Raw genomic sequence first — 19668 nt, forward strand, 5'->3', positions numbered from 1 at the left:
CTTGCGAGCGTATCGGCCGGGGGGCGGGGACAGACGCTCAAGCTGTCCCCTTACGAGTGATACGCACGATTATGAGCGTTTGAGGGGGGTGGGGGTGGGCGCCGCCCCGGTCGCGGCGTGGGCTTCCGGTACGGCCGAGGTGCCGCGCGGCTTCGGTACGGCCGAGGCGGCTTTACGGCTCGGCCCCTCCAGCTTCTCCGTCAGATACCCCGCGACCAGCGCGTACATCTCGCGCCGCACCCGTACGCCATCGATGATCCGGACCTGGTCGCCGCGCGGGCGCAGGGCGGCGCGCAGGCGCAACGCCGAGGCGCGCGGGGCCAGTTCGCCGGTGGTGGCGGCCAGCAGCAGGGCCGGATGCGGGCCCGCTGCCGGGGCGAGCGGCGGATACGTACCGGAGATCCCGGCGGCGGCGCGGTACCGGCCCGGGTGGCTCAGCGCCTCGTGCACCGCGCAGGGCGCCTGCGCGCCGAGGCCGATCACGGCGTGCGCGCCGCTCGCGGGCAGCGCGCGGAAGTGGCGGGCGGCCTCCGCCAGGACGGCGACCGGGTCCTGACCGCAGTCGCGCGGCATGACCAGCAGGAACGGATTGGCCAGGCCGCGCTTGGCCTGTACGGCGAAGCCCTCGTAGAGGTCGGGGGCGCCGGTGGCGGGGAGGTGCGCGAGGACGACGGGGTACGCGAGGCTCGCCGCGCCCGTCGACTCGTAACGCGGCGGCAGCCAGACGCGGATGCCGTCGCGCAGTTCCATCAGGGTGCCGCCCGCCGGGTGGCCGACCGTACGCATCTCGGGCGCCGGCGGGGCGGGGGCGGGGGTACGGCTGGGGGCGGGTGGCACGGTGGCCGTGGCCTCGCCCGACTCCCCGGCGGGGGCCCGGTCGGCGCGGCCGGTGTCGCGGGAGTCGCTGAGCAGCGGCACGGCGAGCGACAGGGCGGTGAGCGCCGCGACCCCGGCCGCCCCCGCGCGCAGGGCGGTGCCGAGGCGGTCGGCGGGCAGTTCGTACGGCCGCCCGGCGCGCTCTGACCACCAGTGCCGCAAGGCGCGGTGGGCCAGCAGTACGGCGGCGGCGGTCGCCGCGAGCAGCAGGACGGACAGGACGACGTCGGCCACGGCGGAACCCCTCGGGTGCGGGTGCGCTCCCGCTGGGACGGTGCGGCCGGGTACGGGGGGCTGGTCCTCGGGCCGGGGCCTTGGACCAGGTTCCTGGGCCTGGGCCTGGGCCTTGGTCTTGGACCGGGGCCTTGGGCCGGACCCTTGGGCCTGGTCGGGTCCTCGGGTCGGTCCTCGGGGTGGGATGACCCCCGGGGCGGTTGGTGATTCCGTACGGCGGCGGAAGCGCGGGAACGCTGTCTGCACCTTGCAACGGCTGCGGGCCGTGGGGTGGGAGACGTTACGGGGGCGGGGGCGGGATCACCCGGACGGACCAAGGGGGTGCCCTTCCGGCGGACGAACCCCGGACCGCCGGGGTGCCCTTTCGGCGGACGAACCTCCCGGCCGCCGGGACCCTTCCGGCGGACGGACCCCGAGCCGCGGCTCGGCCCTCAGCCCGCTCGTAGCGCCAGGGTCATGGCCTCCACCGCCAGCAGCGGGGCGACGTTACGGTCCAGGGCGTCGCGGCAGGCGAGCACGGCCTCGATCCTGCGCAGGCTGTTCTCCGGCCGGGACGACGACGCGATCTGCTCGATGCCCTCGCGGACCTCGGTGTTCGCGATGCCGACCGCCGAGCCGAGCTGCAACGACAGCACGTCGCGGTAGAAACCGGCGAGGTCGGTGAGCGCGAGGTCGAGGGTGTCGCGCTGCGTACGCGTCGAACGCCGCTTCTGCCGGTCCGCCAGCTCCTTCATCGCGCCCGCCGTGCCGCGCGGCATCCGGCTGCCCGCGCCCGCCGCCGCGCCGAGGGCCGCCCGCATCTCCTCGGTCTCCTTGCCGTCGACCTCCTCCGCGACCGCCTTCGCGTCCTCCTGCGCCGCGTCCACCAACTCCTGCGCCGCGCGCAGGCACCCGCCGATGTCCGCGACCCGCAGCGGTACGCGCAGCACCGCGGCGCGGCGGGACCGTGCCTGCTCGTCCGTCGCCAGCCGCCTCGCACGCCCTATGTGGCCCTGGGTCGCCCGCGCGACCCGCTCCGCCAGCGCCGGGTCGATGCCGTCGCGCCGCATCAGTACGTCCGCGACCGCCTCGGCCGAGGGCGTACGCAGGCTCAGCAGCCTGCACCGCGAACGGATCGTCGGCAGCGCGTCCTCCACCGACGGCGCGCACAGCAGCCACACCGTGCGGGGGGCGGGCTCCTCGACGGCTTTCAGCAGTACGTTGCCCGCGCCTTCCGTCAGGCGGTCCGCGTCCTCCATGACGATGACCTGCCAGCGGCCTCCGGCCGGGGACAGCGCGGCGCGCCGCACCAGGTCACGGGTTTCTTTGACGCCGATGGAGAGGAGGTCCGTGCGGACGAATTCCACGTCGGCGTGGGTGCCGACGGCCGTGGTGTGGCAGCCGTCGCAGAAGCCGCAGCCGGGGGCGGCGCCGAGGGCTCGGTCGGGGCTGACGCATTGGAGTGCGGCGGCGAAGGCTCTGGCGGCGGTGGATCGGCCCGAGCCGGGGGGGCCGGTGAACAGCCAGGCGTGCGTCATTCTTGACGCCTCGGGTTGTGGACGGCCTTCTTCGTGGGCCGTCACCAAGGCGTTTGCGTCTGCCGCCGCCGCTGAAAGCTCCGCGACTACGCGCTGCTGGCCGACGACGTCGTCCCATACCGTCATGTCGACCTCCCTTCGCCGTGTCCCCGTCGGTTCCCCGAGGACCATTCTGCGTCACCCCACTGACAGGGGTGGGCGCCTTTGCGGTGCCTGGGCCTTCCCACCCGCCCACCCGTGCGAGTGCTTTCTTCGTCTGCGGGTGCCGCCTGTGCCTCGTCGGTCCCGGCCCGGGGCACCTCCTCGGGCGACGAACCTGCGGCCACTTCCACTCGCTTCTGCCCTTGCCCGTTCGTCCCCCTGCGGGGGCACCCCGCACCGTCCCCTCCCCGCCCGTCGGCGCCCGCCTGTCCGCTGTGGCTGAGGAGGGAGGGGGTGGGTGGGGGTGCGGCCCCCGCGCGACCGACCGTCCACCCGGGGCGGGAGGAGGGGGCGGGTGGGGTGCCGGACCTGTACGCCAGACGGTCCGTGGGGGTGGCCGGGCAGGGGGGTGGGTGGGAGCCCGACCCCTGCGCCCCCCGACCTCCCGGCGGGGCGGGCGGAAGGGGGCCTCACACCACCCCCTCCAGCCTGGTGGGGGGAGGTGCGGGACCTAAGGGGTGAGGGGTGTCGGAGTGGGGTGGGCGCAGGGGCGTCGTGGGGCGCTTGGGGAAGGGCCCCCACCGGGAGGGGTCACCGGCGCAGGGCGGCACGCTGAGAAGACCCCCTAACCTCCCCGGCCACCCCCACCGGACCGCCGGACGCCGACGGACCGGAAGGGGACGGGCCGGGGTGCCCCCGCAGAAATGCGGTGACAGGGAGGGTGCCGGATACAGGAGACCAGGTAGCCGCATTTCGAGGAGGTGCCCCGGACCGGCACCGACCCAGGCACAGGCGGCACCCGCAGACGAAAAAACACCCGCACGGGTGGGCGGGCGGGAAAAGGAGAACGCGACGTCAGAGGGAGAGGCGCTGGACGCCGGAAGAGAGGGCGCGCGGATCAGTGGGAGTGGCGGGATCGGTCCAGCACGACCCCCTCCGCGCAAGCAGCCGCCGCAGCCAGACCTCAGTGGCGACAAGGTCGCCCAACCCGTCGAGATCCGCCGGCACCCCACCCCCGTCCGCGACAGCGACCAGCGCGGAGCGCACCACGCGAGCGTCGATGAGCCCGGCATCGGCAAGCAGCGGCGCGTCAAAAAGGTCCAGAAGGTCGTCCAGCGCCAAGCGCAACCCCGTGCGGGCCGCCGCGGCAGCGGTGGAGTGGGAGTTGGCGCCCCACCCCGGCGGCAGGTCACGGACCCCGGCGCCTTCGAGGACGTCGCGCAGGACGTCGGCCCGGGCGCCGGGCCGTACGCGAAGGGCGCCGGGCAGCGCCCGGCAGGCCCGGACGACCTGGTTGTCGAGGAAGGGCGCGTGCAGCCGCTGGCTGGGCACCGCCGCGGCCTGCTCGAAGGCGCGGAAATCCGCGGCGGTACGCGCCAGCACGGCGCGGGCGCGCCGCTCCCCCGGCCGGTCCATCGGCCACGGCCGCCGCGCGGCGTCCTGGAGGCGTACCGACACTTCGGCCAGCGCCTCCCCGGTGAGCCAGCGGGCGGCGGGCCCCGGCCGTACCCAGGTCATCGCGGCGAGGGACGCGGCCAGCGGCCCACTGCCGGCGGAGCCGAACTCGTGCCGCTGGAGCCGCGCCGCCGCGTCCTCCACACCCTGTTGATACGGGGTGCGGGCGAGCCGCCGGGCGGCGCGGTAGACGGTGATCGGCACGGTGAAGGGCACGAGCGCGGGGTGCCCGAGGGCCCCGTCGGCGCGGGTGAGCGCGGCCACCGGCCGTACGAGGTGGCGGCGGCGCCGGTCCATCAGGAGGTCGGCGAGCCGCGCGGGATGCGCGTCGAGGACCTGCCGGGCGCCGTATCCGATGAGGTGGTCGGCGCCGCCCGCGGCGAGCCGCCGCCGGTTGCGTTCGGCGTCGACGAGGGAGGGAGCCGGCTCGTCGGTGAGCGCGCCGCCGCCGAGGTCGGCGTACGGCAGCGCCTCGGGGCCGCCGGGGACGACGACGTGCCGCAGCCGCGGGTCGGCGCCCATGATCCGCGCCCGCTCCAACTGCGCTTCCCTGGAGTGGAGTCCGCCGCCCGAGGGCTCCCCGCCGGAGGACCCCGGAGGTCCGCCGCCCGCGAGGTCGTTGAAGGTGACGGCGAGCAGCCGCTCGCCCGCGAGGGAGCCGGGCGCGCCGGGCAGCATGCCGGGGTTGCCGGGCAGCCCCGCGGCGAGCAGCGCGAGCGTCGCGGAGGCGCTGCCGCCGGAGAGGTCGGCGCCGATGCCGGGCGCGGGCCCGTCCCCGGGGTCGGGTACGAAGCGGGCCTGGGAGAGCCTGGCGCGTACGGCGTCGACGAGCGCGTCCCGTATGCCCTCGACGGCCGCGGTGGCGTCGGCGTTGTTGGTGGGCTGGTGGCCGACGGCCAGCGAGGCGGTCTGTTCGTAGCCGCTGATCTCCGGGGCACCGTCGCGCAGGATGAGCGCGTGGCCGGGCGGGACGCGGCGGACGCCGAGGTACGGGGTGCCGTCGCCGAGCGCTTCGGGCGAGTCGGGGCAGGCGAGGAGCGCGGCGAGGTGGGTGACGTCGAGCCCGGCCTCGATGAGGTCGGCGAGCGGGAGGGCGGCGGTCGCGTACGCCGTACCGCCCGCCCAACGGGTGTGGAAGACCGGCCTGGCACCGGCGAGGTCGCCCAACACGGTGATGCGGCGGCCGAGTTGGAGTACGGCGGTGTAACTGCCCGACCAGGCCGTCAGATGGCGCAGCGCGCCGCCGCGGGCGGCGACCAGGCCGAGCCGCAACTCGGCGTCGCTGGCGCCGCATCGGCCGAGTACGGCGAGCCGGGCGACGGTGTGCGGGGCGCCCCCGCCGTGCCCGTTGCCATGGGAGCCGTTGCTGTGGGAGCCGTTCGAACCGCCGCCGCCCCGGCCGCCGTTGCGGTACGCGCCGCCGTCGCCGTACGCGGCACCCGCCCCGCCGTACGTGTCGCCGTAACCGTCCCCGTAGGCCGCGCCCGCGGAGCCGTACGCCGCACCTTTGCCGCCACCGAAGGCGTACGCGGCGCCGCCGCCCGGATCGGCCTGGACGACACGGACCTCGTCGGGCCGCCAGTCACCGACGGCCCACAGCGGATCCGGTTCCGACCACAGGAGTTGGGCACCGACGGGCAGGAGCGTACGGGTCCTGCTGCCGGGAACGGGACCCGCGGTGGCACTGCTCCACCCCACCAACCACCGCATCGCCGCCTCCACAGGCTGTGGACAGCCGGTACGCGGGGGGCCGCTCTGCCGCCGCCCCACTGCTCTACCGCTTCGCTGCCACGTCTGACGTCCGAAAGACCATGCTGCCACGTGAAGGCGCGCAAAGCGGCGCATGGGTGCACCAAGGAGCGCCGGGTCGCGCGCTGAGGGCAGCCGCGAGGCGAGTGTGAAACACGCATCAGCCGAAACGTCTGATTCGCGCCAAAGTCTGCGGCACATGCCGGAGTTGATATGCCGGAAAGCCACGTACGCGACCAGGGACCGGTTGAGGACCGTTCGAGGTCGGCATGCGGGACATTAAGGGCACGTTCCGGCGCGGGCGGGGGCGGTGAATGTGGTGAAGGAGACAGTGGTGAGGGCCGTGGAGAAGGTGTGGAGCAGGTGTGGACCGCTGGTGGAGCACCTCCCGCGGACGCCGGGCGGCGCGGGCGGGGCCGGGCGCGGGCGCGCCGTCGCGGGGAGGCTTCGGCGCAAGGGGAGGTCCACGGCCCGGGAGGGCGCTGACGCACCTCCCGGGCCGGTCCGCCGCCCGCGGGGATTGTGGCAACGGAACCCCCTGGCCCGCCGTACCACCGCCATAGCCGCCTGCCGGGGCCGCGGGCCGACCCACGGACCCTATGCAAGCGCCGCCGTCCCGGACGGCACAGAGCGCACGGCCGGGCGCACGGCCACATATACCGGGAGCACGGTCCAATGAGGTGGCGAGTAAGGGGCAGGAATCTCGCCATCCGGGACGAGACTCTTAACGGTCGGGATGCGGCGAACTACGCTGGGTGTACCCGGTTCGCACACGTACGCGCGGCTCGGGTGTCCGGCGCATGCGCCGCACCGGCCGCCGAGCGGTCACCGCGGTGGCTGAATCGGGCTCCAGGGGAGGGTGACCCCCGTACCCCACGACAAGACCAGGCCGGCCGGCCTGCCCCCCAGCGGCATCACGAGGTGAACCGCAGTGAACAGAGAACACCGCGGGCCGAACGAGAAGCTCGGCACCCTTCTCGCTCTGGCGGGCATCAGCAACGCCGGACTGGCCCGCAGGGTCAACGACTTGGGCGCCCAACGCGGCCTGACCCTGCGTTATGACAAGACGTCGGTCGCCCGGTGGGTGGCCAAGGGCATGGTCCCGCAGGGCGCCGCGCCGCATCTGATCGCGGCGGCGATAGGCGCCAAGCTCGGCCGTCCCGTGCCGCTGCACGAGATCGGTCTGGCCGACGCGGACCCGGCGCCCGAGGTCGGCCTCGCCTTCCCGCGCGATGTCGGCGAGGCGGTGAAATCGGCCACCGATCTGTGGCGGTTGGATCTTGCCGGACGGCGCGGACCCGGCGGCACCGGCATCTGGCAGAGCTTGGCCGGATCTTTCGCAGTGAGCGCTTACGTGACCCCCGCGTCGCGCTGGTTGATCACCCCCGCGGACGCCACCGTGGCCCGCGACGCGCCCGCGCCGGGCATGAACCACGTCGGTCACAACGACGTGACCAAGCTCCGCGAAGCCGCCGAGGACGCCCGCCGCTGGGACTCCAAGTACGGTGGCGGCGACTGGCGTTCGGGCATGGTCCCGGAGTGCCTGCGGGTCGAGGCGGCGCCCCTGCTGCTCGGTTCCTACAGCGACGACGTGGGCCGCGCGCTGTTCGGCGCGACCGCCGAACTCACCCGTCTCGCCGGGTGGATGGCCTTCGACACCGGCCAACAGGAGGCCGCCCAGCGGTATTACATCCAGGCGCTGCGGATGGCCCGCGCCGCCGCCGACGTACCGCTCGGCGGTTACGTGCTCGCCTCGATGTCGCTCCAGGCCACGTACCGCAACTTCTCCGACGAGGGCGTCGACCTCGCCCAGGCCGCTCTGGAGCGCAACCGCGGTCTGGCGACCGCCCGCACGATGAGCTTCTTCCATCTCGTGGAGGCCCGCGCGCACGCCAAGGCGGGCGAGGCTGCCGCCTGCGGGGCCTCGCTGGCCGCCGCGGAGGCGTTACTCGAGCGCTCCCGCGAGGGCGACGCCGACCCGCAGTGGCTCGGCTTCTACTCCTACGACCGGCTCGCCGCCGACGCCGCCGAGTGCTACCGCGACCTGCGCGTCCCGCGCCAGGTGCAGCGCTTCACCGAGCAGGCCCTCGCCCGGCCCACCGAGGAGTTCGTCCGCTCCCACGGCCTGCGCCTGGTCGTCTCCGCCGTCGCCGAACTGGAGTCCGGGAACCTGGACGCCGCGTGCGCCGCGGGCACCAAGGCCGTCGAGGTCGCGGGCCGCATCTCCTCGGCCCGCACCACGGAGTACGTCCGCGACCTGCTGCACCGCCTGGAGCCGTACAACGACGAGCCGCGGGTGCTGGAGCTGCGGGAGCGGGCCAGGCCCTTGCTCGCGGCCCCGGCGTAAACGATTCAGCCGGGCGGGACGGGCAGGCGCGTGCGGGCGGACCGGCGGCGCGGGCGGGCGGGCCGGCGGCGCGGATGCGCCAGCAGCGTGGGAAGGCCGGCAGCACGGGCGTAGCGGCGGCGCGGATGCGCCAGCAGCGAATTCCGGGCCGTCCGGCGGTTTCCGGCCGGTACGGCGTTTGAGGAGCGGGCCGCCGGGCTATGAGGGCCCCACAGGCAGGAGGCGTCATGACCCGCAGCACCGCACCCGCCTCCCGCCCGGAGGATGTCCTTGTCGTGGGCGCGGGCATCATCGGCCTCTCCACCGCCTACGCGCTCACCCGCGCCTCCCCCGGCATCCGCGTCACCGTCCTGGAGAAGGAACCGGGCCCCGCGCGCCACCAGACCGGCCGCAACAGCGGAGTGATCCACAGCGGCATCTACTACCGCCCCGGCTCCCTCAAAGCCCAGTACGCGCTGGCGGGTTCGGCCGAGATCGGCAAATTCTGCGCCGAGCACGGCATCCCCCACGAGACCACCGGCAAGCTCATCGTCGCCACCGCCCAGGCCGAACTCCCGCGGCTGCACGCCCTGGTCCAGCGGGGCCGCGAACACGGCATCCCGGTCAGGGAGTTGGGCCCGGCCCAGATCGCCGAGTACGAGCCGAAGGTCGCGGGGCTGGCCGCCATCCACGTCGCCACCACCGGCATCTGCGACTTCCGCGAGGTCGCCGCCACCCTGGCCCGGCTGGCCGGGGACGCGGGCTGCCGGGTCCGCTACGGCGAGCGGGTCCGTACGATCGAGCGCCGCGCCGACGGCCTGGTCGCCGTCCGCAGCAGCGACGCCGAGGGCCGCCCGCGCCCCGAGATCCGTACGAAAGTGCTGGTCAACTGCGCGGGGCTGCACAGCGACCGGATCGCGGAGCTGGCCGGGGACGACCCGGGCATGCGGATCGTGCCCTTCCGCGGCGAGTTCTACGAGCTGATCCCGGTCCGCCGCGGGCTGGTGCGCGGTCTTGTCTACCCGGTGCCCGACCCGGACTTCCCCTTCCTCGGCGTCCACCTGACCCGCGATGTGCACGGCGGCGTCCACCTCGGTCCGAACGCGGTGCCCGCGCTCGCCCGCGAGGGCTACCGGCGCGGCACCGTGGGGCTGCGCGACCTCGCCGCGACCGCCCGCTTCCCCGGCACCTGGCGGATCGCCCGCCGCCACTGGCGCCAGGAGGCGGGCGAGATCCACCGCTCGCTGTCCAAGCGCGCCTTCACCGCCGACGCCCGCCGCCTGCTGCCCGCGCTGCGTCCCGGCGACCTCGTCCCGGCCCCCGCCGGAGTCCGCGCCCAGGCCGTACTCCCCGACGGGACCCTCGTCGACGACTTCCTCTTCGCCGGGACCGCCCCCTTCGTCCACGTCCTCAACGCCCCCTCCCCCGCCGCCACCGCCTCGCTCCCGATCGGCCGCGAGGTCGCCCGTCGGGCCCTGGAGGCCCTGCGCGCCGCGTAGCCCCGCGGACGGCGTTCACGGTTCGCGCCTGCGCCCCCGGCCGCCGTACGGCCCCGGACCTGGCCTTACGCGGCGCGTCCGCGCACCGGTACGTGAGCCCGTACGCCGCTGGCAGCCGCTCCGGGGGGCCGCGGGCGCCCCGTAGAATCGACGGCATTGTGTCCACGTCACCCACTCCCCCCGCCACGCGTACGAGCGCGCCCGCCGTACGCGAGACCGATGCCGTAGCCGTCGCCGTAGCGGAATCCGTCACGGAAGCCGACACGGAAGCCGTTGCCGGAAAGGCCGTCACCGGCGTCGGCAAGCAGCAGCGCTTTCCCAGCGGGCCCGCGCCCGATCCGGCGGGGTCGCGGGAGGAGCACCGGATCAGGTCGTTCCATGCCCGGCGGGGGCGGATCACGCAGGCGCAGGCCGCGGCGATCGAGCGGCACTGGGAGGCGTGGGGGGTGGAGCTGGACGGCGCGCCGCTGGATCCGGGCGCGCTCTTCGGCGACCCCGAGCCGCCCGTGGTGCTGGAGATCGGCTTCGGGATGGGGGACGCGACCGCCGCGATGGCGGCGGCGGACCCGGCGACCGGCATCCTGGCCGTCGATGTGCACACCCCCGGCCAGGGGAATCTGCTGGCGCTCGCCGACCGCCTCAGCCTGACGAACGTCCGCGTGGCCAACGGCGACGCCGTCGTCCTGCTGCGGGACATGCTGCCGCCCGCCTCGCTCGCGGGCCTGCGCGTCTACTTCCCCGACCCCTGGCCGAAGGCCAAGCACCACAAGCGGCGGCTGATCCAGCCGGACTTCCTGGCCATGGTGCTGCCGCTGCTGCGGCCCGGCGCGGTCGTGCACTGCGCGACGGACTGGGAGCCGTACGCCGAGCAGATGCTGGAGGTGCTGGCGGCGGAGCCGGGGCTGGCGAACCGGTACCCGGCGGAAGGTTTCGCCCCCCGGCCGGACTTCCGGCCGATGACGAAGTTCGAGCGGCAGGGGCTGGCGAAGGGGCACGTCGTACGCGACCTGCTGTTCACCCGTATCTGAGGGAGGCGGCGGGGGGCGTCCTGCGTAGGCGCGTGGGGCGCGGCGTGCGTACGGGCGCGGGGACGTCCGGCGTACGGGCACGGGGCGCGTACGGGCGCGGGGACGTCCGGCGTACGCGACCGGCGCGCGCTCCGGGAACCGTCTCCTGGCCCGTCCCTGGTCTCGTCCCTGGCCCGGTCCCTGAGCCGCCGCCGGAACCGCCCCTGACCCGCCCGTTCGGGCCGGGCAGCGTCGGTCACCTGCGCGAACCGATGCCGACGCACCCTCGCGTACGGCCGCCCGGCCCCCGTACTGTCGACGGGTGTCCATGTTTTCGCACCCGGCTGCCGGGGCCGCGGGTCCTCAGGAGGCCGCTGCCCTGCCCGCGTCGGGGTCGCCGCCCGGGTCCGCCGCGCCGGGACCGCAGTCCGGGACCGCCGGATCGGGCTTCGACGGATCTGGTTCCGCCGGATCGAGTTCCGACGTATCCGGTCGCGACGTATCCGGTGCCGACGTATCCGGTCGCGACGTATCCGGTCGCGACGTATCCGGTCGCGACGTATCCGGTGCCGCCGTATCCGGTCCCGACGTATCCGGTCCCGACGCGTCGGAGGCCGCACCCGCCGGGCCGCCGCCCGGATTCGCGCCCGCGCCCGCTCCCGAGACCTGGCAGTACGCGCCCCGCCGTCCGTTCTGGGAGAGCCGGGCGGTCCGTACGGGCGCGCTGTTCACGGCGTTGGCCGTCTGCGGTGTGATCATCCTCGCGGTCGTGCGCCAGCACATAGGCACCGAGAGCTTCCTGGTCGGCCTGGTGCTGGCCGTCCTGCCGGTGCCGTTGCTGGTCTGGGCGTTCCTGTGGCTCGACCACGTGGCGCCGAGCCCCTGGCAGAACGTGGTCTTCGCCTTCTCCTGGGGCGCGTGCGCGGCGACCCTCGTCGCGCTGTTCGCCAACGAGTACGGCGCCAAGCTGATCGCCACGACCTTCTCCGCGACTCCGACGCAGACCGACCACTGGGGTGCGACTTTCGTCGCGCCGCTGGTGGAGGAGACGGCGAAGGGCGCCGCGCTCCTGCTGCTCTTCCTCTTCCGGCGCCGTCACATCGAGTCCGTCGTGGACGGCATCGTGCTGGCGGGGCTGGCCGCGACCGGCTTCGCCTTCACCGAGAACATCCTGTACATCGGCTCGGCCTTCGGCGAGGACAAGGCGCTCGGCTCCTCCGTACTCGACTCGGCGACCGCCGCGACCTTCTTCGTCCGCGTCCTGATGACGCCCTTCGCGCACCCGCTCTTCACGGCGATGACCGGCATCGGTTTCGCCATCGCCGCCACCAGCCGCCCGCGCAGTGTGTGGCGCTGGCTCGCGCCGCTCGGCGGCTGGCTGCTCGCGATGGTGCTGCACGGCCTGTGGAACAGCTCCTCGATGCTCTCGCCCGTCGGCTTCCTGACCGTCTACGTGGCCGTCATGATCCCGGTCTTCGGCCTCGTCGTCTGGCTCGCCTTCTGGGCCCGCGCCCGCGAGTTGCGCACCATCCGCACCAACCTCCCCGTCTACGCCGCCGCCGGCTGGCTGACGCTCCCCGAGCCGACCGCCCTGGCCTCGATGAAGGCCCGCAGCCAGGCCCGCGACACCGCGCGCCGCTACTACGGCGAGAGCGGGGCGCGCGCGGTACGCGACTACACCGCCTTCGCCACGCACCTCGCCTTCCTGCGCGCGGCGGCCACCCGCGGCATGCCCGCGCCGGACTTCACCGCGCGCGAAGCCGAACTCCTCCATCACCTCTGGCAGCGCAAGTCCCTGGTGCGAATCCCGCTCGCCCAGGCCGCGACGCCGCACCTCCCGCCCGCCGCCTGGGCGGCGCCCTTCCCGCATCCGCGCCAGGCCCCGATGTGGGGCCCCCGGCCGTGGGACGGCCAGGCGCCCGGCCAGTGGGGTGCGCCCGGCGCATGGCACGCGCAGGCGCCGGGCACGTGGGGCGCCCCCGGACCCGGCAAGCACCGTTAATCTCCGCACCTCGCGCCCACCGCGTCGCCCCAGCCTCCGCCATGGCTCACACCGCGCCCGCATTGCCCTCGCTCGCGGCGAGTTGTCACCGGGTCCGCGAGCCTGCGCAACAGCCTGGCCGGCGATCCGGCCCGCAAGGCGTCGAACACCGTAGCCGTCCTGCTGTGCGGCACGCGGGACGACGAACGCCGGTGAGTTCCTGCGCGCCGACCTGGCCGCCGCGTGCGTCGCCACCACGCACCTCGTGGTCAACCCCGCGCCGTCGGGGACGGCCGTCGCGATCGTCGAGCGGGGTACGGGCGACAACTCCACCGTGGTCGCCCAAGGCGCCAACCTGCCGCTGCCCGCCGCCGTCTCGCGCCCTTACCCGCAGGGCCCGGAGCATCGGTAGGCTGACGGCCCCGTTAGCGCGCCCAGCACGACTGCGCCTTCGGCGACGGCAACGTCCCCGTCGGCCCCGGCCGTTCGCAAGCCGCTCAGGCTGAAGGAGGTATACGTTTGCTCCCCCTCGACCACTCGGCTGCCACGAACATCGCGTCTGCCGACCAGGACGACCCCGAGCTTGCGGCCGTTGTGGAAGCGCTCCGGGCGGCGGATCCCTCGGGCTTCCGGTTCGCAACAGTGCTCCGGAACACCATCGACCAACTCCTCGACGGGGAGAGCACAGGCCGTTACGACTGGAAGACGCTCTTCAAAACGGAGAAGACGCATGCGGGCACGGTCGTAGAGATCAATCTCCAGCGGGAGTTCCGGTTTGCTGACGGTGACGCCATGGACTACAAAATCGCGGGCGTCGACGTGGACTGCAAGTATTCCCAGACCTTCGGCGGCTGGATGATTCCGCCGGAGGCAATTGGCCATCTGTGCCTGCTCGTCTGGGCTGATGACTACAAGAGCCGGTGGAGCGCCGGCCTGGTGCGCATCAGGGCGGAGTTGCTGAACCAGGGCAACAACCGGGACCTCAAGCAGACGGTCAACTCCAAACAACGGGAAAAGATCACGTGGCTATGGCGCGATGCGGAACTCCCGGAGAATGTACTGCTCCACATGGATCCGACCGACCGGAAAGCAGTGTTCGCATCCTCATCTGGGCAGGCGCGCTTGAACGAACTCTTCCGGAGAGTCCAGAAGCGCCGGATCGGACGGAACGTCGTGCGGACGGTAGCGCAGCAGAAGGACTACATGAAGCGGGTCCGCGGCAATGGGGGTTCGCGGAGCGCACTGCGCAGGGACGGCATCCTCATCATCGGCGACTACGAGAGCCACAGGCGGATCGCCGAGCAACTGGACATACCGGTACCCCGCGAGGGCGAGTTCGTCAGCGTTCGTGTCGTTGAGGTCGGACCGGCGGAGACCCTCCGGCCCACCGTCGTTCTCAGTGAACGCCGCTGGGCCTGCGCCCTGCCGGGCGAACCGCCCCAGGCGGCTCCGCTGCTCCCTACCCACACCAAGTGAACGGGCTGACTGCCAGCGCAATGTCTTCGGCCAGCCCACCCGTAGGCTCGGTACCGTTGAGTGCCTCTGGACGGCTGAAGGCCGAACTGTGCATCCGGGGCGTACGTGCCTCAAGGGGGGAGAGCAGGTTGACGGACGACTGGTCCCCACCGCCGGGTTCCTGGGCCTCTTCTGAGAGCCGCCGACGGAACATGCAGGCTATCCGGAGCCGGGATACGGGGCCGGAGTGGCTGATACGGCGCCTGGTGCATGCGCGGGGGCTGCGCTATCGCGTCTCAGCGCGCCCCCTGCCCGACCTTCGCCGGACGGCGGATCTGGTGTTCCGGCCGGCAAAGGTCGCCGTCTTCATTGACGGCTGCTACTGGCACGGCTGCCCGGAGCACTATGTGTCGCCGAAGACCAATTCGGGCTACTGGTCAGAGAAGGTCGCCAGGAACATGGCGCGGGACCGGGATACGAACGAACGGCTCGCTGAAGCCGGCTGGACGGCGCTGCGCTTTTGGGAGCACGAGTCACCGGACGCCTGCGCGCTCACGATCGCCGCCACGGTTGACAAGATGCGTGCGAGCAGGAGCTGACGGGGCGGAGACTTCAAAGAGAGCGGAGTCCTTCTCGATCTGCGCGTCTTTCTCACGCTTCCCCGCGGCCAAGGCGGCGACGATCTGTTTGCCGACGGCTTCGGCGACAGGCGGCGGGAAGGCGTTCCCCACCTGGCGGTATGCCGCCGTCTTCCGGCCGGAGAATTTCCAGTCCTCGGGGAATCCCTGGATGGTCGCTGCCTGCAGCACGGTCAGCTTGGGACCGCGCTCCGCGTAGAGGTCCCGCTCCGGATCCTGAAGGTCCGACGGATCGTTCGCGACGCCCAGCCCGCACACACCGAGCTTCCGCCAGGCTTCCTTCGCCCGGCTGGGGCCGAGATCCGCTCCGCCGTGCTTCTTTGATCCGCCCACCAGCGTGGGCGCCACGGTGCCGGTCTTCGCGGCCTTGAGCCACTTCTTGTAAGCGGTCTCCCAGCGGGCGGTGTAAAGACCCTTCCAGCGAGGGTCCTGCCCGCTGGCCTGGTAGCGCTCACGCATGGACTTCGCCAAGGCTTTCGCAACCGTGAGCAGCTTGGTGTGCTCCGGTTCAGTCCAGGCGAAGTGCTTCGCATACTCCGGCTTCATCGCTACGAGAATCGCCCGCGGCCGAAGCTGCGGAACCCCGTAGTCCCGTGCTTCCAGCACTTTCCAGTAGCAGATCGTGTATCCAGCCTCTTTGAGGCGGTGCTCGATGACGTCTTCGCGGTACTTACGGAACTTCTCAGGCGGTTCCAGGAGTGCCCGGACGTTTTCAATCATCACGGCCTTCGGCTGCAGGAAGCCGATCAGGTCAAGCATCGTAGGAAAGAGGTCACGCTCATCCTCGTGGCCCAGTTGCTTGCCTGCCGCCGAGAACGGCGGGCACGGGACGCCGCCCGCCAACAGGTCGAGTACTCCTGGCTTGAGCTTCAGCCGGCGTGGGTCAAACTTCGTGAGATCGGCCTCGATGACCTTGCAGCCGTCCCACTTCGGATTGCCCTCGACGTTGTCCTTGAGCGTCTGGCAGGCATTCGGGTCGATCTCGATCAGGGCAAGGTGCTTGAACCCCGCCCGGTGCAGGCCCACCGCCTGGCCGCCTGCTCCGGCGCAGATCTCCACCGAGGTGAACTGTGGCTCAATGCTCGTCATGCACCCTCATCCCAGTCGCGCCGTGTGAGCGTCTTGCATCTCACTGTCACAGAGGGTGGCAGACCCCACTGACAATCCGCTCAAGTGTCGCGCAGCGGACGGCAGTCTTCGGGCACCCGTCACGCCACAGCGAGCAGTCCTACGATAAGGCGCATGCGGAACCCTTCTTGGCAGCGGGATGAACTCCTCCTCGCATGCGCCCTCGTCGTGCAGAACGGCTGGAAGGAACTTCGCGAGAACGACCTCCAGGTAATGGACTTGTCCGACCTGCTGCAAGTGCTCCCCCTCCACCCGGTCGAGACCCGCAGCGTCAAGTTCCGCTCCACGGGAAGCGTCAGCCGCAAGACGACGGACTTGGCCACGGCTCACCCGTCTTACCAGGGCCCGCCGACCCGGGGCGGACGCCTGGACAAGGAAGTCGTGGCCGCCTTCATCGCCCGGCCCGAGGAGATGCTGGCCGCCGCCGAGCGGATTCGGAACGTAGCCGTCAACGGTCCGTTTCAGCTCCCTGCCGAGCCACCGGATCCAGACGACGAAGCCGCGCCGGAAGGCCGGCTGCTCGCTCGGCTCCACCACGCGAGGGAGCGGGATCCGAAGCTCCGGGCCAGGAAGATCAAGTCCGTGCTCGCAGCCGGCGGCAGCCTGCGCTGCGAAGTGTGCGACTTCAGCTTCGCTGAGACATACGGCAGCCTTGGCGACGGCTACATCGAGGTGCATCACACGCTCCCTCTCCACGTTTCCGGGGAGACCACCACGTCGCTCGACGACCTCGCCCTGCTCTGCTCGAACTGCCACCGCATGTGCCACCGCAGTGCAAGCCCCGAGGAGCCGTGGCGGACCCCGACGGCTCTCCGCGCACTTCTGACGAACTGACCCTCCTTGCGTAGGTGCGGCATCGCACTGTGGGGGGTGGGGTGGGGTGGTCTACTGGGGCGGTTTTAGTGGTGAGTGCGGGGTCTTTGGGGCGTCGCGGTGTGTGGGGAGACGGATATTTCGGAGAACGAGCAAGGGCATGAGACGCGGGCGGCGGAGCGGCTGATTTTGTTTTCGGACGCGGTGGTGGCGATCGCCATCACGTTGCTCGCGTTGGAGTTGCCGGTGCCGGAGGGGCACGACGTGTCGGAGTTCTGGCACTCGGTGCGGGCGGATGACGGGCATTACCTGGCGTTTTTGATCAGTTTCGTGGTGATCGCGATGGCGTGGGGCGAGCACCACAGGGTGTTCAGGACGGCGCTGCGGGTCGATACGCGGCTGCGGAAGATCAACATGGTGTGGCTGATGATGATCATCCTGAATCCGTTCGCGACGAAGATGCTGATCGAGGAGGGGCACGACACCGTCGCCACGCATGCGCTGCGGTGGGGCTTCTACGCGCTGTTGCAGGTGCTGGCGAATGTCACGCTGCTCGCCCTGACGTATTACCTGAAGACGCTGAACCCCACGGGGACGGGCGCCGGGGTGGACGGGAACGAGGGGTCGTACGGGGTCATCGTCGGGTTCGGTCTGTCCATTCCGGTGTTCTTTGCGACGACGCACGCGTGGGTGCTGTGGATTCTCGGTCCGCTGCTGGCCCGGCGGGTGTACCGGCGTTTCTGGGGGCGGGGCGACCGGGAGTTGCGCGGCGCGTGAGGGCGCGGGCGGCGGCGGCCAGGAGCACGAGGGCGGCGAGGGCGAAGACGGCGCTTCCCGTCAGGGCCAGGGACAGGGAGACGTCGAGAGTCGAGGACTGCGTGAAGCCGACCCAGGCGTAGGTGAGGACGGCGCCCGCGGCGAGCGCGAAGCGGTGGGCGGCGGACCACGCCGGGCTGCGGGACCAGCGGAGCGCGAGGCGTACGAAGGCGGCGACGGCCAGGAGCCACAGCGCGGGGTCGGTCCAGTCGGGGACGCCGGAGGGGAGCAGGCCGCCGCGCGCCCAGTAGAGGGACGTGGCGGCGAAGGCCGTGGCGCCGACGAGCCAGGGGCGGGGCGTACGGGCCGTCGGGCGGGTCGCCGGGCGGGCGGGGAGCGTGAAGGCCAGCGCGATCAGTACGAGAATGACGGCGCCGCAGCCGATGAGCCGCGCGGGCGAGGCCATGAAGTGCTCGCTGTGCTGCTGCGCGACGGCGAGGAAGAGCGAGTCGGCGACGAAGGCCGCGGCGACCAGCGGCAGGCCGATGTTGCCCAGCCACGGCCGGATCTCCCGTCCCGCGCGCCCGCCACCCCACGCGAAGGTCTCCACGATCGCGATCGGCACGCACACGCTCCAGACCGTGTGGATCGACAGCACGTCCTCGATCATCCCGACGCTCGTCCCGAGGAACGGCACGTACGTCCCCGCGTACGCGCCCGCCATGTCGAACCCGCCGTAGTGCGGATTCCACAGCATCTGGTCGATCGGCCCCTCCTCGACCAGGGCGTATGCCGCCGCGAGCACGATCATCGTCGGCCAGCCCCGGCCGAGGCGCCGCGCGCACTCGCGGATCAGTACGGCGCCGCCGCCGTACATCGGCGCGAGGATCAGGACGGACGGCAGCGCGGTGACCGGCTGGTTGCCGAGCAGGAACTCCCCGATCAGGGGAGAGAGGAAGAAGAGGGCCACCGCGAGCCGGAGACGGTGATGCGGGCGCCGGTCGTGCGGGCGCGGGTCGTGCGGGCGCGGGTCGGCCGGGCGCGGGTCGGCCGGCGGCCGGTACGCGGATACGGTCCGGGGGTCGGATACGGTCCCCGGCCGGGAGTCGGCCCCAGGGTCGGATACGGTCCCCCGGCCGGCCTCGGCCCCCGGGCCCGAGGCGGAAGCGGCGGCCCGCGGCAAAGACGTCCGTACTGCGTCATCGGAAGGCATACCTCCGACGCTAGGCACCCGCCCCGTTCACGGCCTCGGCCTACCGGCCAGACCCGCCGTCCGACCGGCCAGACCCGTCAACCCACCGACCGGCCCGTGCCGTACTCCGACCGACCGGCCCCGTACACCCACCGGGCCCGTGCCGTACACCCACCGACCGGCCCCGTACACCCACCGGCCCGCATCCCCGCCGGAGGCGCTACGGGACGGGACCGCCGCGAGCACCGCCCCCTCACTCCTCCCCCGCGTCATGCGCCAGCAACGCGAGCTGAATCCGGTTCTCGACCCCGGCCTTCCCCAGCGCGCTGGACAGATGCGCCTTGACCGTCCCGACCGACACATGCAGCCGCGCGCCGATCTCGGTGTTGGAGAGCCCTTCCGCGACGGCCCGGGCGACGTCGCGCTCGCGCTCGGAGAGGTCGGCGAGCCGCTGCCGGGCGGCGTCGGCGCGGGAAGAGGACCCGGTAGCCGCGTGGGCGATGAGGGCACGGGCGGCGGACGGCGACAGGACGGGTTCGCCGCGAGCCGCCCGGCGTACGGCCTCGACGATCTCCTCCGGCTCGGTGTGCTTGAGGAGATAGCCCGCCGCGCCCGCGCGTACCGCCTCCAGGACGGTGTCCTCGGCGCCGAAGGTGGTCAGCACGATGACCTGGGGCGCGGGGTCGCGCCCGGTGAGGGCGCGGGTGGCGGTGATGCCGTCCATGACCGGCATGCGGATGTCCATAAGGACGACGTCGGGACCGTGCTGCCGTACGGCCCCGGGTACGGCCGCGCCGTCCCCCACCTCGCCGACGACCTCGATGCCGTCGGCGCCGCGCAGCATCATCTTCAGCCCGGCGCGCACCAGCGGGTCGTCGTCGACCAGAAGTACCCGGATCAT

General features: G+C 72.7%; 14 protein-coding genes and 1 pseudogene. 9 read left to right on the forward strand and 6 right to left on the reverse strand.

The window, feature by feature from the left end:
* Window positions 1-69 precede the first annotated feature (69 nt).
* From ACZ37P_RS06045 to ACZ37P_RS06055, 3 genes are all read right to left on the reverse strand, one after another.
* Window positions 70-1110, reverse strand: a complete 1041-nt coding sequence (locus ACZ37P_RS06045; RefSeq protein WP_467345077.1) for an alpha/beta hydrolase — start codon at window positions 1108-1110, stop codon at window positions 70-72.
* Window positions 1111-1541: 431 nt separating this feature from the next.
* A complete protein-coding gene (locus ACZ37P_RS06050) occupies window positions 1542-2753 on the reverse strand; it encodes a DNA polymerase III subunit delta' (RefSeq protein WP_391042814.1) in 1212 nt (403 codons plus the stop codon).
* Between the two features lie 870 nt (window positions 2754-3623).
* Window positions 3624-5933: an asparagine synthase-related protein gene (locus tag ACZ37P_RS06055; RefSeq protein ID WP_467345078.1), complete on the reverse strand. Its 2310-nt coding sequence runs from the start codon at window positions 5931-5933 to the stop codon at window positions 3624-3626.
* A 970-nt stretch (window positions 5934-6903) separates the two neighbouring features.
* Here ACZ37P_RS06055 and ACZ37P_RS06060 point away from each other — a divergent pair.
* From ACZ37P_RS06060 to ACZ37P_RS06090, 7 genes are all read left to right on the forward strand, one after another.
* Window positions 6904-8319: an MFS transporter gene (locus ACZ37P_RS06060; protein WP_188283634.1), complete on the forward strand. Its 1416-nt coding sequence runs from the start codon at window positions 6904-6906 to the stop codon at window positions 8317-8319.
* A 227-nt stretch (window positions 8320-8546) separates the two neighbouring features.
* The gene (lhgO, locus tag ACZ37P_RS06065; protein ID WP_355336277.1) at window positions 8547-9797 is read left to right on the forward strand and encodes an L-2-hydroxyglutarate oxidase; all 1251 of its coding nucleotides are present in this window, start codon (window positions 8547-8549) and stop codon (window positions 9795-9797) included.
* A 158-nt stretch (window positions 9798-9955) separates the two neighbouring features.
* Entirely contained in the window at window positions 9956-10825 is an 870-nt protein-coding gene (trmB, locus tag ACZ37P_RS06070) for a tRNA (guanosine(46)-N7)-methyltransferase TrmB (protein WP_467345079.1), read from the forward strand.
* A 307-nt stretch (window positions 10826-11132) separates the two neighbouring features.
* Window positions 11133-12806, forward strand: coding sequence for a PrsW family intramembrane metalloprotease (locus tag ACZ37P_RS06075; protein ID WP_467345233.1), 1674 nt, complete (start codon window positions 11133-11135; stop codon window positions 12804-12806).
* A gap of 244 nt (window positions 12807-13050) precedes the next feature.
* Window positions 13051-13197, forward strand: a complete 147-nt coding sequence (locus ACZ37P_RS06080) for a hypothetical protein (protein WP_467345081.1) — start codon at window positions 13051-13053, stop codon at window positions 13195-13197.
* A gap of 107 nt (window positions 13198-13304) precedes the next feature.
* Window positions 13305-14261, forward strand: a complete 957-nt coding sequence (locus ACZ37P_RS06085) for a NaeI family type II restriction endonuclease (protein WP_467345083.1) — start codon at window positions 13305-13307, stop codon at window positions 14259-14261.
* A 128-nt stretch (window positions 14262-14389) separates the two neighbouring features.
* A complete protein-coding gene (locus tag ACZ37P_RS06090) occupies window positions 14390-14839 on the forward strand; it encodes a very short patch repair endonuclease (protein ID WP_355336271.1) in 450 nt (149 codons plus the stop codon).
* Here the strand turns inward: ACZ37P_RS06090 and ACZ37P_RS06095 are convergent.
* Window positions 14774-15967, reverse strand: a complete 1194-nt coding sequence (locus ACZ37P_RS06095) for a DNA cytosine methyltransferase (protein WP_401309627.1) — start codon at window positions 15965-15967, stop codon at window positions 14774-14776. The genes ACZ37P_RS06090 and ACZ37P_RS06095 overlap by 66 nt on opposite strands.
* A gap of 153 nt (window positions 15968-16120) precedes the next feature.
* Here ACZ37P_RS06095 and ACZ37P_RS06100 point away from each other — a divergent pair, with 153 nt between their 5' ends.
* Both ACZ37P_RS06100 and ACZ37P_RS06105 read left to right on the forward strand, forming a co-directional pair.
* Complete coding sequence (locus tag ACZ37P_RS06100; RefSeq protein ID WP_467345086.1) at window positions 16121-16840, forward strand: HNH endonuclease; 720 nt, start codon at window positions 16121-16123, stop codon at window positions 16838-16840.
* Between the two features lie 99 nt (window positions 16841-16939).
* Window positions 16940-17254: pseudogene (locus ACZ37P_RS06105) on the forward strand (TMEM175 family protein); the annotation flags it as partial.
* A gap of 199 nt (window positions 17255-17453) precedes the next feature.
* On the opposite strand, the gene ACZ37P_RS06110 reads toward ACZ37P_RS06105, so the two are convergent.
* Together ACZ37P_RS06110 and ACZ37P_RS06115 are read right to left on the reverse strand one after the other, a co-directional pair.
* Window positions 17454-18545, reverse strand: coding sequence for a hypothetical protein (locus tag ACZ37P_RS06110; protein ID WP_467345087.1), 1092 nt, complete (start codon window positions 18543-18545; stop codon window positions 17454-17456).
* 475 nt (window positions 18546-19020) lie between these two features.
* On the reverse strand, window positions 19021-19668 hold the full coding sequence (locus ACZ37P_RS06115; RefSeq protein WP_391042790.1) for a response regulator transcription factor: 648 nt from the start codon (window positions 19666-19668) through the stop codon (window positions 19021-19023).

Source organism: Streptomyces sp. NPDC024632 (assembly GCF_055559175.1).

Bases quoted from the DNA above. Each gene is read 5' to 3' on its own strand.
- ACZ37P_RS06050 (WP_391042814.1), bottom strand. From the start codon at position 2,753: ATGACGGTATGGGACGACGTCGTCGGCCAGCAGCGCGTAGTCGCGGAG.
- ACZ37P_RS06055 (WP_467345078.1), bottom strand. From the start codon at position 5,933: ATGCGGTGGTTGGTGGGGTGGAGCAGTGCCACCGCGGGTCCCGTTCCC.
- lhgO (WP_355336277.1), top strand. From the start codon at position 8,547: ATGACCCGCAGCACCGCACCCGCCTCCCGCCCGGAGGATGTCCTTGTC.
- ACZ37P_RS06075 (WP_467345233.1), top strand. From the start codon at position 11,133: ATGTTTTCGCACCCGGCTGCCGGGGCCGCGGGTCCTCAGGAGGCCGCT.
- ACZ37P_RS06095 (WP_401309627.1), bottom strand. From the start codon at position 15,967: ATGACGAGCATTGAGCCACAGTTCACCTCGGTGGAGATCTGCGCCGGA.
- ACZ37P_RS06100 (WP_467345086.1), top strand. From the start codon at position 16,121: ATGCGGAACCCTTCTTGGCAGCGGGATGAACTCCTCCTCGCATGCGCC.
- ACZ37P_RS06115 (WP_391042790.1), bottom strand. From the start codon at position 19,668: ATGATCCGGGTACTTCTGGTCGACGACGACCCGCTGGTGCGCGCCGGG.